Source organism: Mesorhizobium sp. M0136 (assembly GCF_040322515.1).
GTDB lineage: Bacteria > Pseudomonadota > Alphaproteobacteria > Rhizobiales > Rhizobiaceae > Mesorhizobium.
The window spans coordinates 79313-93468 of record NZ_JAMYTP010000024.1; the positions used below are offsets into that span (position 1 = coordinate 79313).

Below are 14156 nucleotides of genomic sequence, written 5' to 3' on the forward strand. Positions count from 1 at the left end.
TTGCCGCGCTACGCGTGAGCGGGGACAGTTCCGGCGATACTGTCCAATTCCTCGATCGCATCTTCGGGCAACGCGAGATCGCCCGCGGCGAGGTCCTCCCTGAGATGCGCGACGGAAGACGTGCCTGGGATCAGAAGAATGTTGGGCGCGCGGCGAAGCAGCCAGGCGAGCGCGACCTGCATGGGCGTGGCGCCGAGGCGTGCGGCGACCTTGGACAAGGTCGACGACTGCAACGGATTGAAGCCGCCAAGCGGGAAGAACGGCACATAGGCGATGCCGTCGCGGGCGAGATCGTCAATCAAGGCATCGTCGCCCCGATGCGCCAGATTGTACTGATTCTGCACGCAGACGATCTTGCAAATCCTGCGGCCTTCGGCGATCTGCGCAGCGGTGACGTTGCTCAGCCCGATGTGGCGCACGAGGCCCTGTCGCTGAAGCTCGGCGAGCGTCGCAAGCGGCGCCTCGATCGACCCTTCGGCGGGGCCATGCGCGTCGAACATGATCCGAAGGTTGACCGCCTCCAGCACGTCGAGCCCGAGATTGTGCAGATTGTCGTGCACCGCCTGGGTGAGTTCTTGGGCCGAGAAGGCCGGCAGCCACGATCCGCCCTGGCCGCGCCGGGCGCCGATCTTGGTGACTATAACGAAGTCGTCAGGATAAGGTGCGAGCGCTTCGCGGATCAACAGGTTGGTCACGTGCGGGCCATAGAAGTCGCTGGTGTCGATGTGGTTGACGCCTTGTGCAACGGCTTCGCGCAGTACGGCCAATGCCGCGTCGTGGTCCTTTGGTGGGCCGAAGACGCCGGGCCCTGCGAGCTGCATGGCGCCGTAGCCGAGCCGTCTGACTTTGCGGTCGCCGAGGATGAATGTGCCGGACTGGTCGATACTGGACATGGTCTTTCTCCTTCAGGGATGGCGCACAGATAGACGCTGTCCGATCCCATGATAATTGGGTACAATCCGCACAGGCTGTGCGGAATGACGAACAATGAAGATCGATCTCGGGGATCTGAACGCTTTCGTGGCCGTGGCGCGCGCCAAGGGTTTTCGCGATGGCGCCCGCGCCAGCGGTGGCAGCGCGTCGGGCTTGAGCGAGGCCGTGCGCCGCCTCGAGACGCAGCTCGGTGTCAGGCTGCTCAACAGGACGACCCGCAGCGTCGTCCTGACGGAGGCCGGCGAAGGCCTGCTGGCGCGGCTCGGTCCAGCCTTGACCGAGGTGGAGTCGGCTCTCGACGTGGTGAACGGCTTTCGCGACAGGCCGGCTGGCTTGTTGCGCCTCAACGTGCCGGTCAGCGCGGCGCGGCTGGTCCTGCCCAGCATCGTCCCGCGGTTCCTTGCCGCCTATCCCGGCATCCGGCTGGAGGTGATCGCTGAGGAAAGCTTCGTCGATGTGCTGGCGGCCGGCTGCGACGCCGGCATCCGCTACGACGAGCGCCTGGAGCAGGACATGATCGCCGTGCCGATCGGACCGCGCGTGCAGCGTTTCGCCACCGCCGCCAGCCCTGCCTACCTGGATCGTCATGGCCGGCCGCAACACCCGAGCGACCTGCTCGGCCACGCCTGCCTGCGCGGCCGCTTTGCCAGCCGTGCGATGCCGCCGTGGGAATTCGAGCGCGACGGCGAGGTGGTGCGGGTCGACCCGACGGGGCCGCTTCTCGTGACCCTGGGCGGGGCGACGGACCTCAAAGTCGATGCAGCCATCGCCGGCACCGGCATCATCAGCCTGTTCGAGGATTGGCTACGCCCTCATTTCGAGAGCGGGGCGCTCGAGCCGCTGCTTGAGCCCTGGTGGCAGAGCTTCTCCGGGCCGTTCCTCTATTATCCCGGCCGGCGCCTCGTGCCGGCGCCGCTCCGGGCGTTTATCGACTTCATCAAGGCCTGAAGTCTGCCACGATGCGAGCGAGCCGCGCCTGCCGCCGGTGATTGGTTGCCGCCATTCATGGAAAAGGCCGCCCGGAGGCGGCCTTTCGATAGCGTGTAATTGCGCAGCGCTTAGCGCTTGGAGAACTGGAAGCTCCGGCGGGCCTTCGCCTTGCCGTACTTCTTGCGCTCGACGACGCGGCTGTCGCGGGTCAGGAAGCCGCCCTTCTTGAGTACGGCGCGCAGCGCCGGCTCGTAATAGGTCAGCGCCTTGGAGATGCCGTGGCGCACGGCACCAGCCTGGCCGGAAAGGCCGCCGCCGATGACAGTGGCAACGATGTCGTACTGGCCGGCGCGGTTGGCGGCGATGATCGGCTGGTTGAGGATCATCTGCAGGACTGGACGCGCGAAATATTCGGCGAACACCTTGTCGTTGACGACGATCTTACCGGAGCCGGGCTTCACCCAGACGCGCGCGATGGCGTTCTTGCGCTTGCCGGTGGCATAGGCGCGGCCCGATTTGTCGAGCTTCTGGACATGGACGGGTGCTGCCGGCTGGGTGTTGGTGTTGCCGGTGGCAGTTCCGAGTTCTGCGAGCGAGGAAAGCTCAGCCATCTTACGAAACCTTCTTGTTCTTGGCGTTCAGCTTGGCCACGTCGAGGACAACGGGCTGCTGGGCGACATGCGGATGTTCCGTGCCTGCATAGACGCGGAGATTCTTCATCTGGCGTCGGCCGAGCGGGCCGCGCGGGATCATGCGTTCGACGGCCTTTTCGACGACACGCTCGGGAAAGCGGCCCTCGAGCAGCTGGCGCGCGGTGCGCTCCTTGACGCCGCCGGGGTGGCCGGTGTGCCAGTAATAGACCTTGTCGGTGAACTTCTTGCCGGTGAACACCACCTTGTCGGCATTGATGACGATGACGTTGTCGCCGTCGTCGACGTGCGGGGTGAAGGTGGGCTTATGCTTGCCGCGAAGATGATTGGCGATGACAGTGGCGAGACGGCCGACGACGAGACCCTCGGCGTCGATCAGCACCCACTTCTTCACCACATCCGCAGGCTTCTGCGAAAAGGTTGCCATGGATTGTTGCTTTCGGTTCGGACCTTCAAAAGAAGGCGTTTCTTGTTGCTTGGATTGGCAAAAGGCACTTGCCGTCGCCAATAACAAAACGGCGGCCTTTGCGGGCCGCTGCTTCGTCACGGTTTATAGGGGAGGGTGGTTATCGCGTCAAGGCGCATGAAATGATTGCCGGAAGATAAACTTAAATAAAAACAAGGGTTTGAGTTAAAGGTATGATTTTACCACATCGCGATTTTGGCCGTGTGTCAGGTAAGTTCAGTGCTTTGCCTCGATTTCCTTGCGAGCTGCGCTGGAGAGGAATGCCGATCGCGTTATGCCTCGGTCGCGCGCTGCGGCGTCGATCGCCCGCAAGACGCCGCGCTCGAAAGTTACATTCGCCCTCACGACGGCGCTGTCATTGTCGATGAGTGGTACCGAGACCAGATAGCCTCCTTCAGCAAGTGCTTTGCGTATATCCGCAAGCGCGACGATCGCCTCATGGCTGGACGGTTCGGGGACAGGCATGTCCTCCGCCCACAGTTGCAATGCTTCGACTGCATTCGGAACGATGTCTTCCGCCTCGTCCGCGGCTGAAAAGCAGCCGGGAATGTCGGGAAAGCGAATGCCGAACGCGCTGTTGGGATCTTTATCGACCAACGCGAAATAGTTCTTCATCTCAGCCTCCAAGACGCTTCAGGTACCTATATCCAGCCCGCTTGTTTGGCGATGGCGCGAGCTGTACCGGTTGGTAGATCCTTCTCCGGATGCGGAACGATCAACACGATCACGCCTTTTCGAAACTTGTGATGCGAGCCGCGTACGGAAACCACCTCGAAATCATCATTCTTGAGACGCTTCACGATTTTGCGGCTGTCACGCTCAAGCAAAGATCACCTATGCGCACATATATACACATCAACAAACAAATTCAATAGAAAGCATCAGGCCGGTACTCGCCTTGGCGGGATCGAATAGGTGCCCGTTGCGTGCGCTACCGTGTGTCTCTCAGGCCCGGCAACGATGTCGATATCGAACACCATCAGGCTCTTGCCCAGCTTCAGGATACGGCAATGGCCGTCGATCGGCCCGGCCTCGGCCTTGCGGACAAAATTAATGTTGAGGCTGGTGGTGACCGAAAGCGCATCCGGTCCGGCATGCGATAGCACGCAGACATAGCCGCCTATGTCGGCCAGCGTGAACAGCGCCGAACCCGACACGGTGCCGCCGGGGCGCAAATGGCGCTCGTCGGCATTGAGTCGCACGATACAGCCGCCTGGAAACACCTCCAACGCCTCATAGAAGGTGAACTGGTCGTTGAGCTGCGGGAAAACGGTTGCCATCAGCGTGTTGATTTCGGCAGCCGTCAGCACCGGCTGGAGATTGCTTTGGGCAGGCATTTCAGTCTCCCGGTTTGCGCCCTGCTTGTATGAACGCGACGCGGCGTTTCTGGCAACGGCCATTCATTAGGGCAGAAGCGGACGAGGGAGTTGGACGAAGCGAGACGGCATACTAGATTAGTTCATCACCGATCCGGAATCGCAGAGGAACGATCATGGCCGAAATCGTCGCCATCAAGCCTGCCGTTGCCGAAGGGCCGGTCGTCTCCAGGCTGGACAACGGCGTGCTGCGCCTGACGCTCGCCAATCCGCCGGCCAACGCTCTTTCGCTTGCAATGATGGCGGCGCTGACGGCGGAACTCGACCGCGCCAAGGCCGACAAATCCGTCCGCGTCATCGTGCTTGGGGCGACCGGCAAAGTGTTCTGCGCCGGGCACGACCTCAAGGAGTTGAGCGCGCACCGCGCCGATGCCGATCGCGGCAGGGCCTTCTTCGAAAAGACGTTTTCCGCCTGCGCTTCACTGATGCAGGCGATCGTTCGCCATCCTAAGCCGGTGATCGCCGAAGTCGATGGCTTGGCGACAGCGGCCGGATTGCAGCTGGTCGCTAGCTGCGACCTCGCCATCGCCTCGCACGAGGCGACCTTCTGCACGCCTGGCGTCAATATCGGGCTGTTCTGCTCGACACCGATGGTGGCGCTGTCGCGCAACGTCTCGCGCAAGCACGCCATGGAGATGCTTTTGACCGGCGAGACGATCGATGCGGCAACCGCCAAGGAATTCGGCTTGGTCAACCGCGTCGTGCCGCGCGAATATCTGAATCAAATCGTCACCAAATACGCGCAAACCATTGCCTCCAAATCGTCCTTGGTCGTCAAGATCGGCAAGGAAGCGTTTTATGAGCAGGCCGAGATGGGGCTGGCCGAGGCCTATGATTACACGGGGCGCGTCATGGTCGAGAACATGCTGGCGCGCGATGCGGAAGAGGGCATCGGCGCCTTCATCGGCAAGCGCCAGGCGGAATGGCCGGAGGAATAGGAGGCGGATATGGAACCGCGCATCTCCATCATCACCATCGCCACGGACGATCTCGACCGCGCCGTGCACTTCTACGAGGCGATGGGTCTGAAGCGCCATGCCGGGATCACCGAGGGCGTTGCCTTCTTCCAGATGGGCGGCGCCATTCTCGGCCTGTTCCCGCGGCAAAGCGCCGAAGAGGATTCGGGCGTTACCTTCTCCAAGGCGCCGTCGGCCGTCTATCTCGCCTACAACACCCGCTCCGACGCCGAGGTCGATGCAGTGCTGGCGATGGCCGAGAAAGCCGGCGGCCGTATCGTCAAGCCGGCTGGCCGCGCACTCTGGGGCGGCTGGTATGGCTATTTCGCCGATGCCGACGGGCATGTCTGGGAAGTCGCGCACAATCCGGCCTTTCCGATTGCGGAAGACGGAACGATCTCGCTGCCGGGCTGAGGTTTTGTCGGGATCGCGTCACCGCAAAGCTGGCGCCGCATTGCAGTGCGCGAATATACATAAAAATGACCTATGTTCAATGCAGCGCTGTTATTGACTCTTTTCAATTCACTAAAGTAGTTTAAGCTGAAGTTCAATTTGAAAGCTGCGAACAACGGCGATGGGCCAGGACGAACAGGGCGCAAGCCAGGATGTGTCCGGTTCGGGTGGAATGTCCGGGCGCCGGCAAGCCATCCAACCATATTTGCGGTATATTGTTCCGGCGCTTATCCTCGCGCTGGTCGGTTTCGTTGTCGTGAAATGGATTCGAGTCAACGAGCCGCCCCTTTCCGACGATCAGGATGTCGGCACACTGTGGAGCGAGAGCATCAGCCGGCTGGGAATTCAGCCGCTTTTTCCGCCGCAAGAGGATTTTTATGTTGGCGACATCTATGCGGTCATTTCCGCATATGACGAGGAAGACGGCACGACGCGGGAAAAGGCGCCCAACCGTCCCTTACTCAGAAAGAGCGTCAAGATCGGGCACATCGACCTGCGGAACGTGAGCCTGGGAACGCCGGGCGCCCCGATTTTCGCCACGACAAAGATTGAAAGCGACAAGACGGCCTCGACCATCCAGGACCAGCTGGAAGTGCCGGCGACGGCCGATGGGCGGCTCAAGGTTACCTTGGTTGCCTTCCCCGGGCTAAAGGTCTCGGACGACAGCAATGTCGACGCTTCGTTCCTGGACTGGTTCTCGCTATCGGCCGGACGGCGCAACCATCAGGACGAGATGGTGACGATCAAGGTGGCCGAAACCTATGGGGCGTCGAATGTGGAGTCAGTGCTTGCGCTGAGCAATTGGTGCGCCGCCGAGGCAACCAAGCTGTATTGCAGCGACGCATTCGCGCGAAAGATGCTTGGCTACATCGTCAATAACGAGGTCTTTGACGTTCGCGACAACAAATATGTCTATCGTCTCGACATCAGGCTGGTCACGCGCGTCTACATGACCCGCGCCATCGATTTCCGTCGCAGCAATGATGGCTCGGTCGGCGGCTCGATTGGCGAGGAGGCCAGGAAACCGGACGCTCCGGCGCCGGCCGCGCCACCGCCCGCAAGCGCTGCCACCAGCGATGTCCGTCCGAGCGCCGCTCCGGACAATGGAGCCGGTTTCGGCCGCAGCGGCGAGCTCACCATGGCTATCGGAAACGTGCTGTATCAAAGGCCGGTCGTGTTTGGGTTCAAGTCCGTGACGTTCGCGCTGGATCCCTCGATTCCCGAGGCAGCGCCGGCGGCGGCGTCGAAGGCTGGCGAACAAGGAAAGGCGCCCGGCGATGCAAAGTAGACTTGCGGCCGCATTATGGTGTTGTATCTTCTCAAGCGTCTGGTTGGGGACAGCAGCCGTGGCTCAGACCGAAGGGGCTCCGGCCACCGTCCTGCCGCTGACGCCTGAGGCCTGTGATCTGGCCTGTCAAATTCTGAAAGTACCCCAGAAGCCAGGCGGCGGCGGCGGAATAATCAACGGGATCACGCCGAAGCTGGACGCGAGGGTGCCGGGCGAGGATCTCGGCGTTGTCCGGCCACCTTCGGAATCGCTGAGATTGCCGGACCTGACCAAGAACAATCTTAACATCAAAATTCAGGAGCAATAGCGGCCGGCTGTGGCGTTGCGTTACATCGGCTGGCAGGCTGTTCGGCAATTTGGTGATTGGTTGCCTGGGGCGATTGCCTCAAACCATTGTCGGCAAAGCTACGTGCAGCCAGAACCATTGTGATTGTCGCCAACTGAGATTTCCTGTGGCTGCTCGCAAGCGACTGACGCGGCTGAAGGTGCCTTATCTCAAGCGCATCCTGCTTGAGCCGACGCGCGTCACGGACTGGGAAACCTGTCCCTGGAACCTGCCGATCTTCCGTGGCCTTGAATTCGAACTCGAATTCACCACCCCGATCACCATCATCGTCGGGGAGAACGGCACCGGCAAATCGACGTTGCTCGAGGCGATCGGCGCGCTGGCCGGCTACGACGAGGCCGGCGGCGGCAAGGGCTATATGCCGGTCGATCACTCCCGCGCTATCAACAAGAGCGGCGCGGCGCTGGCGGCAACGTTGCGCGGCCACTGGCTGCCGAAGGTCACTGCTGGCTGGTTCTTTCGCGCCGAATCCTTCTGTTCGGTCGCTCGCTATTTAGATCAGGCCGCCATCGACGCACATGAGGCGCCGCCCGACTTCCTTTCCTGGTCGCATGGCGAGGGCTTCGTCAGATTCTTCGAGGAGCGCTGCCGCCGGCAAGGCATTTACATCCTGGACGAGCCCGAAAGCGCCTTGTCGCCGACGCGCCGGATCGAACTTCTCAAGATGCTGCGGCGGATGGACCAGTCCGGCACGGCGCAGGTGATCATGGCCACGCATTCGCCGCTGCTGATGGCCTGTCCCGGCGCACGGCTGTTCCGCATCAGCCGGTCCGGGCTCGATCTCACCGATTTTAGCGATACCGACCATTTCCGCATGATGCGCAATTTTTGCAATGATCCAGATGGTTTTCTCGCCGAAGCGCTGTATGACGAGGCATGAACCACGACGCCTACGACAACGCCTATATCGCCGGCATCCTCAATTCGGTGAAGACCATCGCCATGGTCGGCGCGTCGGCCAATGACGTGCGGCCGAGCTACTTTGTGCTGAAATATCTGCTCGGCAAGGGGTTTTCGGTGTTCCCGATCAATCCCGGCCAGGCCGGCAAGGAAATCCTCGGGCGGATGACCTATGCCAGGCTGGCCGATGTTCCAGAGCCAATCGACATGGTCGACGTCTTTCGCGGCTCCGTGGCAGTGCCGGGCATCGTCGAGGAGGTCTTGCGGCTCGATCCGCTGCCGAACGTCATCTGGATGCAGCTTGGTGTGCGCAATGACGAGGCCGCCGCGCGTGCCGAGGCCGCCGGCGTCAAGGTGGTGATGAACCGTTGCCCGAAGATCGAATACGGCAAGCTGTCCGGCGAGATCGGCTGGACCGGCGTCAATTCCGGCGTCTTGTCGTCGAAAAAGCCGCTGATGCGCCCGGGATTCCAGAGTTTCGGCGTTCGCCAGAAATAATCTTCCAGTTCTGCTGTATTTTTCCGCCAGCTCCGCCCGCCGTTGTCACGGGGAAGGGCATTTTCTTCTTTGCATTCGGAGCCGGGCTCCGCCAAGAATGCGGCGCGCTTTTCAGAAGGTTCAAAGGGAGGTTTTTCGATGGCCCGCACGCCCGGTTTCAACACGCTCGCCGTCCATGCCGGCGCCAAGCCGGATCCGGCGACCGGCGCGCGAGCGACGCCGATTTACCAGACGACCTCCTTCGTCTTCGACGATGCCGACCATGCCGCCTCGCTGTTCGGGCTGAAGGCGTTCGGCAACATCTATACCCGCATCATGAACCCGACCCAGGCGGTGCTGGAAGAGCGCATCGCGGCACTCGAAGGCGGCACGGCAGGCCTTGCGGTCGCCTCCGGCCATGCCGCGCAGGTGCTGGTCTTCCACAATCTGATGCAGCCCGGCGACAATTTCGTTTCAGCGACAAAGCTCTACGGCGGCTCGATCAACCAGTTCGGTCATGCCTTCAAGAATTTCGGCTGGCAGGTGCGCTGGGCCGACACCAATGACATCTCGAGCTTCGAGAGCCAGATCGACGACAGGACCAAGGCAATCTTCATCGAAAGCCTGGCCAATCCGGGCGGCGTCTTCGTCGACATCGAGAAGATCGGCGACGTTGCCCGCAAGCACGGCCTGCCACTGATCGTCGACAACACGCTGGCCTCGCCCTATCTGCTGCGGCCGATCGAACATGGCGCCGACATCGTCGTGCATTCGCTGACCAAGTTCATCGGCGGTCACGGCAATTCCATCGGCGGCGCCATCGTCGACGGCGGCACGTTCGATTGGTCGAAGTCGGGCAAGTATCCGATGCTGTCGGAGCCGCGCCCCGAATATGGCGGCCTCGTCCTGCACGAAACCTTCGGTAATTTCGCCTTCGCCATTGCCGCCCGCGTGCTCGGGCTGCGCGATATCGGCGCGGCGATTTCGCCGTTCAATGCATTCCTTATCCTGACTGGCCTGGAAACCTTGCCGCTGAGGATGCAGCGCCACTGCGACAATGCGGCCGCAGTCGCCGGATGGCTTTCCAACCATTCCAAGGTCGCCTGGGTGTCCTATCCCGGCCTGCCTGACGACAAGAACAATGCGCTACAGAAGAAGTACTCGCCGCTTGGCGCCGGCGCGGTATTCACCTTTGGGCTGAAGGGCGGCTATGCGGCGGGCATCAAATTCGTCGAAGCGCTCGAATTGTTCTCGCACCTGGCCAATGTCGGCGACACCAAGTCGCTGGTCATCCACCCGGCATCGACCACGCATCGCCAGCTTTCCGACGAGCAGAAGATCAACGCGGGGGCAGGGCCGGACACGGTCAGGCTTTCGGTCGGTATCGAGGACGTCAACGACATCGTCGCCGATCTGGAACAGGCTCTCGCCAAGGTTTGATCGCCATGACCGCGCCGAAATTTCTTTCCGTCGACGTCGACACCGTCGAACCGGAACTTGGCGCGCCGGCGCCGGATCGCCTGATTTCGGGCGATCCGAAATTCCGCACCTGGAATGTCGAGGAACAGGACGGCGGCCTTTATGCCGGCATCTGGGAAGCGACGCCAGGCAAATGGCGCATCGAATATGATGAGTGGGAGTTCTGCCACATCCTGTCAGGAGTTTCGGTGATCGCCGAAGACGGCGGCGATGCGCGCACTGTCGGGGCAGGCGACAGCTTCGTGCTGAGGCCGGGCTTTAAGGGCAGCTGGGAAGTGCTTGAAACGACTCGCAAGGAGTATGTGATCAAGCTTTGATCACCCCTGCGGCTGAGCCTGCCGGACCGAATGCTCAAAAGCGCACGGCGAGCGTTTCCAGCCCATGGAAATGATAGGTGTCGCGCAAGCGCGGCTGTTCGGCAAGATGCAGCTGCGGTAGCCGGACGAACAGGGTTTTCAGCGACACCTGCAATTCAAGCCGGGCGAGCGGCGCGCCGATGCAGAAATGAATGCCGGCGCCGAACGATACGTTCTTCTGGTCGGCGCGGCCCGGCCTGAAGGCGAAGGGCTCGGCGAAGGCCACCGGGTCGTGATTGGCCATGCCGAGCAGCAGACCGATCGTCTCGCCCGGCTGGACGACGATACCAGGCCCGGCCTCGACCTTCTGATAGGCGTAGCGCGTGAACATGTGCAGCGGCGCGTCGAAGCGCAGGCACTCTTCGACCGTCGCGGCTGTTGCTTCCGGCGAGGTGAAGAAGCGGCGTGGATCGCCGCCTTGTGCGAGGATCGAGCGCACCGCATTGCCGGTCTGGTGGACAGTTGCCTCATGGCCGGCATTGAGCAAAAGGATGGCCGAGGATACCAGCTCGTCCTCCGACAGTTTCTGGCCGTCCTCCTGCGCCGCAATCAGCAGCGACAGAAGATCCTCGCCCGGCCTCTTTCGCCGCTCGGCGACGTAGCCGCGCAAAAAATTCGAAAAGTCCCGCGCCGCGCGATTGGCCGTTTCTTCGGTCTCGCGGGTGCGGCCGTGCATGTACATAGCGACCATCCGATGCGACCAGTCGAGCAGCTGCGGCCCCATATCGACCGGCACGCCGAGCATCTCGGCAATGATGGTGATCGGCAAGGGAGCGGCGAGCGCCGGCAGCAGGTCGACTTCTCCTGGTTCGAAACGGTCGATCAGTTCGTTGGCCAGCGCCTCGACGCGCGGCCTGAGCCGCTCGACCTGGCGCGAGACGAAGGCGCGGTTGACCAGCGTTCTCAGCCGTGTGTGGACAGGCGGCTCCAGCTCCAGCATCGAATTGGCTTCGACGCCGTCGAAGGCGCTGAGATGCGTACGGTCCTGGCCGATGCCTCGGCTGTCCGGAATGCCGGCCGGGTTCTGGCGGCCGAAGCGGCGATCGCGCAGCAGACGGTTGACGTCGTCGAAGCCGCCAAAGCACCAGAAGCCAAATTCTTCCCAGAAGAAGGCGTTCGATGCGCCATGCAGGAAGGCGTAGGCCTCGTATGGATTCTGGAAAAAGGCCGGCTCGTGCGGATCGAGCCGCAGGCTGCGCGTGGCTGGATCAAAGGCAAGGTAGGGCGGCTTCAATTCGGTCATGCCAGATCATTAGCGCGGCTTGCCAGTCTGGTGCCAGACCGTATGTTGGCCCTGCCGTGAGGTGAGCCGCCGAAGCGGTTGCGGAAGGACAGTTTTCATGAATGTGATCGTGGTCGGTGCAGGCATTGCCGGAGTTTCGACGGCGTGGTCGCTGGTCAAGGCTGGTCACCTCGTCTCGATCGTCGAGCAGGGATCAATCCCCAATCCGCTCGCCGCCTCCGGCGACCACCATCGCATTATTCGCCGCGCCTACCGGGCCGGAACGGGCTACGGCCGGCTGATCACCGAAGCCTATGAGGCCTGGGACGAGATGTGGGCCGATCTCGGTGAAAGCCATCTCGATCCGCGCGGCTTCATCTGTATTTCGCGCGAGCCGGGAGATGAGGCGGAGGAATACCGCGAGGGCATGGAAGCGGGAAATTATCCGTTCGAATTGGTCGAGCCGGACGCCGCGGTCGAACGCTGGCCGTTCCTAGAACCTGGTTCATTCCGCTATGCATATTTTTCGCCGGACGGCGGCGCGCTGCACTGCCGCAGGATCGCTTCGGGCCTCGCCAGGTGGCTGCGCGCGAACGGCGCCAATGTCTACGAAAACAGCAAGGTCGCTGAGATCGACGCCGACGCCGGACAGGTCGTGCTTGCGAGCGGCGAAACGATGCAGGCCGACTGGATCGTCGTCGCTGCCGGCGCCTGGGTGCTGAAACTGTTCCCGGAACTGGACGGCGAACTGAAAACCTATCGCACCGCGCTCGCCTATGTCGAACCGCCGGCGGATTTGAAAGAAACGTGGCAGGCAGCACCTGTCGTCCTCGACGTCGGCGGCAGCGTCGACGGCTATGCAATCCCGCCGACAGGTGGCGCCGGCATGAAATTCGGCTCGGGCCTGCACAGGGTGCCGACCAGCGATGCCGACTGGAACCGCCAGCCGGTGCCGGGCGAAGGCGAGGCAATCCGCAACCTGTTTTCGCCGCCGATTGCCCGTATCGAGGAGTATAAGGTCACCGAAGTGGTCACCTGCGCCTACACCTTCACCGTCGACGAGAAGTTCCTGGCCCACCAGAAAGGCAAATGCCTGGTCGTCTCGGCCTGCTCCGGCCACGGCTACAAGTTCGGCGCGGCAGTTGGCAGAAAGGTTGCGGCCTGCGTCAATAATGGCGATGTCGACGGCCTGAAGAAATGGCTCAGGGCCGAGGCGCCCTGAGCGCCTAGAGTCTTTCACGTTTTGACGGAAGCGTACCCGGCGTTTGCGAAGTAGTTGTTGCATTCGGTTGCCTCGATCGTTTCAACGAGGTGGCCGATGTGGCGCCAAGTGTCCTCGGCGGTACGCTTCTGCGCTTGGCGCATCCAGTGTTTGATCTTGGCAAAGGCCTGCTCGATCGGGTTGAGGTCGGGAGAGTAGGGCGGCAAATACCAAAGCCTGGCGCCGGCGGCCTTGATCATCTGTCTGATGGCGGCCGACTTATGGCTTCCCAGATTATCCATGATGACGATATCGCCGGGCTTCAGCACGGTGATGAGCTGTTGCTCGACATAGGCGCGGAAGCATTGGCCGTTGATCGGGCCGTCGAAGACGCAAGGTGCCGCGAGCCTATCGCAGCGTAGCGCGCCGAGGAAGGTCAGCGTGCGCCAGTGGCCGTGCGGGGCCAAGCCGCGCAGCCGCTTGCCCTTCGGCCCCCAACCGCGCAGCGGAGCCATGTTGGTCTTGATCCAGGTCTCATCGATGAAGACCAGATGCTGCGGATCGAGGCCGGCCTGCCAAGAGCGCCATCGCTGACGCCTGCGGGCAATATCGGCGCGCGCCTGCTCAAGGGCGAACAGCGTTTTTTTTGAAGCTCAGGCCCTCGCGCCTCAAGAACATCCAGACCGCGTTGTGCGAGACCTTGACCCCGCGTGCGGCCAACTCATCCTTCAGACCGTGCAGCGTCAGATGCGGTGTCTCACGCAGACGCGCCTCGATGAAGGCACGGTGCGGCTCCAGCACCCTCTTGCGATGTCCGCCCATCTTGCCAGGCGCAACCGAGCCAGTCGCCCGATGGCGCTGCAACAACTTCACCGCCGCCGAAACCGAAATGCCGAACCGTTTCGCGGCCGACCGGCGGCTCTCGCCACCCAAAACCGCCGCTACAACACGTTCGCGAAGATCATCCGAAAGCGGTCGCGTCATCCGATGCTGGCCTCCACTCCAGCCAGCATCTTGAATCACAGAACCGACTGATCAGGAATCTGGAGGCTTCTGTGAGGTCCGCATGCTCGACGGAGTGGGCGGACTGGTTGTCGGACCTCATTGCAAGCCGGATTGAACG

General features: G+C 62.1%; 18 protein-coding genes. 10 read left to right on the forward strand and 8 right to left on the reverse strand.

What is annotated here, in order from left to right; genetic code table 11:
* Window positions 1-8: 8 nt before the first annotated feature.
* On the reverse strand, window positions 9-893 hold the full coding sequence (locus tag NKJ35_RS25120) for an aldo/keto reductase family oxidoreductase (RefSeq protein ID WP_352650017.1): 885 nt from the start codon (window positions 891-893) through the stop codon (window positions 9-11).
* A 94-nt stretch (window positions 894-987) separates the two neighbouring features.
* On the opposite strand from NKJ35_RS25120, the gene NKJ35_RS25125 reads away from it, so the two are divergent.
* Window positions 988-1881, forward strand: a complete 894-nt coding sequence (locus NKJ35_RS25125; protein WP_254817589.1) for a LysR family transcriptional regulator — start codon at window positions 988-990, stop codon at window positions 1879-1881.
* Window positions 1882-1991: 110 nt separating this feature from the next.
* On the opposite strand, the gene rpsI is transcribed toward NKJ35_RS25125, so the two are convergent.
* The 5 genes from rpsI to NKJ35_RS25150 all read right to left on the reverse strand — a co-directional run bounded on the left by rpsI (window position 1992) and on the right by NKJ35_RS25150 (window position 4316).
* Window positions 1992-2474 carry a 30S ribosomal protein S9 gene (rpsI, locus tag NKJ35_RS25130; RefSeq protein WP_023717316.1) on the reverse strand — a complete coding sequence of 161 codons (483 nt, stop codon included), beginning with the start codon at window positions 2472-2474 and terminating at the stop codon, window positions 1992-1994.
* A 1-nt stretch (window position 2475) separates the two neighbouring features.
* Complete coding sequence (gene rplM / locus NKJ35_RS25135) at window positions 2476-2940, reverse strand: 50S ribosomal protein L13 (protein ID WP_023674645.1); 465 nt, start codon at window positions 2938-2940, stop codon at window positions 2476-2478.
* A gap of 255 nt (window positions 2941-3195) precedes the next feature.
* Window positions 3196-3594, reverse strand: a complete 399-nt coding sequence (locus tag NKJ35_RS25140; protein WP_352506478.1) for a type II toxin-antitoxin system HicB family antitoxin — start codon at window positions 3592-3594, stop codon at window positions 3196-3198.
* A gap of 26 nt (window positions 3595-3620) precedes the next feature.
* A complete protein-coding gene (locus NKJ35_RS25145; RefSeq protein ID WP_352650018.1) occupies window positions 3621-3806 on the reverse strand; it encodes a type II toxin-antitoxin system HicA family toxin in 186 nt (61 codons plus the stop codon).
* A gap of 54 nt (window positions 3807-3860) precedes the next feature.
* Window positions 3861-4316: a PaaI family thioesterase gene (locus NKJ35_RS25150; protein WP_352477306.1), complete on the reverse strand. Its 456-nt coding sequence runs from the start codon at window positions 4314-4316 to the stop codon at window positions 3861-3863.
* Window positions 4317-4471: 155 nt separating this feature from the next.
* Between NKJ35_RS25150 and NKJ35_RS25155 the strand changes: the two genes are divergently transcribed.
* From NKJ35_RS25155 to NKJ35_RS25190, 8 genes are all read left to right on the forward strand, one after another.
* Window positions 4472-5293 carry an enoyl-CoA hydratase gene (locus NKJ35_RS25155; RefSeq protein WP_352650020.1) on the forward strand — a complete coding sequence of 274 codons (822 nt, stop codon included), beginning with the start codon at window positions 4472-4474 and terminating at the stop codon, window positions 5291-5293.
* 9 nt (window positions 5294-5302) lie between these two features.
* Window positions 5303-5725, forward strand: coding sequence for a VOC family protein (locus NKJ35_RS25160; protein ID WP_352650021.1), 423 nt, complete (start codon window positions 5303-5305; stop codon window positions 5723-5725).
* A 295-nt stretch (window positions 5726-6020) separates the two neighbouring features.
* The gene (locus tag NKJ35_RS25165) at window positions 6021-7052 is read left to right on the forward strand and encodes a hypothetical protein (protein WP_352650023.1); all 1032 of its coding nucleotides are present in this window, start codon (window positions 6021-6023) and stop codon (window positions 7050-7052) included.
* Window positions 7053-7110: 58 nt separating this feature from the next.
* Window positions 7111-7359 carry a hypothetical protein gene (locus NKJ35_RS25170; protein WP_352650025.1) on the forward strand — a complete coding sequence of 83 codons (249 nt, stop codon included), beginning with the start codon at window positions 7111-7113 and terminating at the stop codon, window positions 7357-7359.
* A gap of 145 nt (window positions 7360-7504) precedes the next feature.
* On the forward strand, window positions 7505-8278 hold the full coding sequence (locus tag NKJ35_RS25175; protein WP_352650026.1) for an AAA family ATPase: 774 nt from the start codon (window positions 7505-7507) through the stop codon (window positions 8276-8278).
* Entirely contained in the window at window positions 8275-8796 is a 522-nt protein-coding gene (locus tag NKJ35_RS25180) for a CoA-binding protein (RefSeq protein ID WP_352506473.1), read from the forward strand. The genes NKJ35_RS25175 and NKJ35_RS25180 overlap by 4 nt, the downstream gene beginning before the upstream one ends.
* Window positions 8797-8934: 138 nt before the next feature.
* A complete protein-coding gene (locus NKJ35_RS25185) occupies window positions 8935-10215 on the forward strand; it encodes an O-acetylhomoserine aminocarboxypropyltransferase (protein WP_352650028.1) in 1281 nt (426 codons plus the stop codon).
* 5 nt (window positions 10216-10220) lie between these two features.
* On the forward strand, window positions 10221-10571 hold the full coding sequence (locus NKJ35_RS25190; RefSeq protein WP_352650030.1) for a cupin domain-containing protein: 351 nt from the start codon (window positions 10221-10223) through the stop codon (window positions 10569-10571).
* A 34-nt stretch (window positions 10572-10605) separates the two neighbouring features.
* On the opposite strand, the gene NKJ35_RS25195 is transcribed toward NKJ35_RS25190, so the two are convergent.
* On the reverse strand, window positions 10606-11853 hold the full coding sequence (locus tag NKJ35_RS25195) for a cytochrome P450 (RefSeq protein ID WP_352650032.1): 1248 nt from the start codon (window positions 11851-11853) through the stop codon (window positions 10606-10608).
* Between the two features lie 97 nt (window positions 11854-11950).
* Between NKJ35_RS25195 and NKJ35_RS25200 the strand changes: the two genes are divergently transcribed.
* Window positions 11951-13054, forward strand: a complete 1104-nt coding sequence (locus NKJ35_RS25200) for an NAD(P)/FAD-dependent oxidoreductase (protein WP_352650033.1) — start codon at window positions 11951-11953, stop codon at window positions 13052-13054.
* A 14-nt stretch (window positions 13055-13068) separates the two neighbouring features.
* Here the strand turns inward: NKJ35_RS25200 and NKJ35_RS25205 are convergent.
* A protein-coding gene (locus NKJ35_RS25205) for an IS630 family transposase (RefSeq protein ID WP_352650035.1) occupies window positions 13069-14017 on the reverse strand; the annotation gives its coding sequence in 2 pieces (ribosomal slippage) (window positions 13069-13680 and window positions 13682-14017; 948 coding nt in all).
* Window positions 14018-14156 lie beyond the last annotated feature (139 nt).

Excerpts from the sequence above, each read along its gene's own strand:
- NKJ35_RS25160 (WP_352650021.1), top strand. The coding sequence starts at position 5,303 with ATGGAACCGCGCATCTCCATCATCACCATCGCCACGGACGATCTCGAC.
- NKJ35_RS25180 (WP_352506473.1), top strand. The coding sequence starts at position 8,275 with ATGAACCACGACGCCTACGACAACGCCTATATCGCCGGCATCCTCAAT.
- rpsI (WP_023717316.1), bottom strand. The coding sequence starts at position 2,474 with ATGGCTGAGCTTTCCTCGCTCGCAGAACTCGGAACTGCCACCGGCAAC.
- NKJ35_RS25190 (WP_352650030.1), top strand. The coding sequence starts at position 10,221 with ATGACCGCGCCGAAATTTCTTTCCGTCGACGTCGACACCGTCGAACCG.
- NKJ35_RS25185 (WP_352650028.1), top strand. The coding sequence starts at position 8,935 with ATGGCCCGCACGCCCGGTTTCAACACGCTCGCCGTCCATGCCGGCGCC.
- NKJ35_RS25125 (WP_254817589.1), top strand. The coding sequence starts at position 988 with ATGAAGATCGATCTCGGGGATCTGAACGCTTTCGTGGCCGTGGCGCGC.
- NKJ35_RS25195 (WP_352650032.1), bottom strand. The coding sequence starts at position 11,853 with ATGACCGAATTGAAGCCGCCCTACCTTGCCTTTGATCCAGCCACGCGC.
- NKJ35_RS25140 (WP_352506478.1), bottom strand. The coding sequence starts at position 3,594 with ATGAAGAACTATTTCGCGTTGGTCGATAAAGATCCCAACAGCGCGTTC.
- NKJ35_RS25150 (WP_352477306.1), bottom strand. The coding sequence starts at position 4,316 with ATGCCTGCCCAAAGCAATCTCCAGCCGGTGCTGACGGCTGCCGAAATC.
- NKJ35_RS25120 (WP_352650017.1), bottom strand. The coding sequence starts at position 893 with ATGTCCAGTATCGACCAGTCCGGCACATTCATCCTCGGCGACCGCAAA.
- NKJ35_RS25200 (WP_352650033.1), top strand. The coding sequence starts at position 11,951 with ATGAATGTGATCGTGGTCGGTGCAGGCATTGCCGGAGTTTCGACGGCG.
- rplM (WP_023674645.1), bottom strand. The coding sequence starts at position 2,940 with ATGGCAACCTTTTCGCAGAAGCCTGCGGATGTGGTGAAGAAGTGGGTG.
- NKJ35_RS25155 (WP_352650020.1), top strand. The coding sequence starts at position 4,472 with ATGGCCGAAATCGTCGCCATCAAGCCTGCCGTTGCCGAAGGGCCGGTC.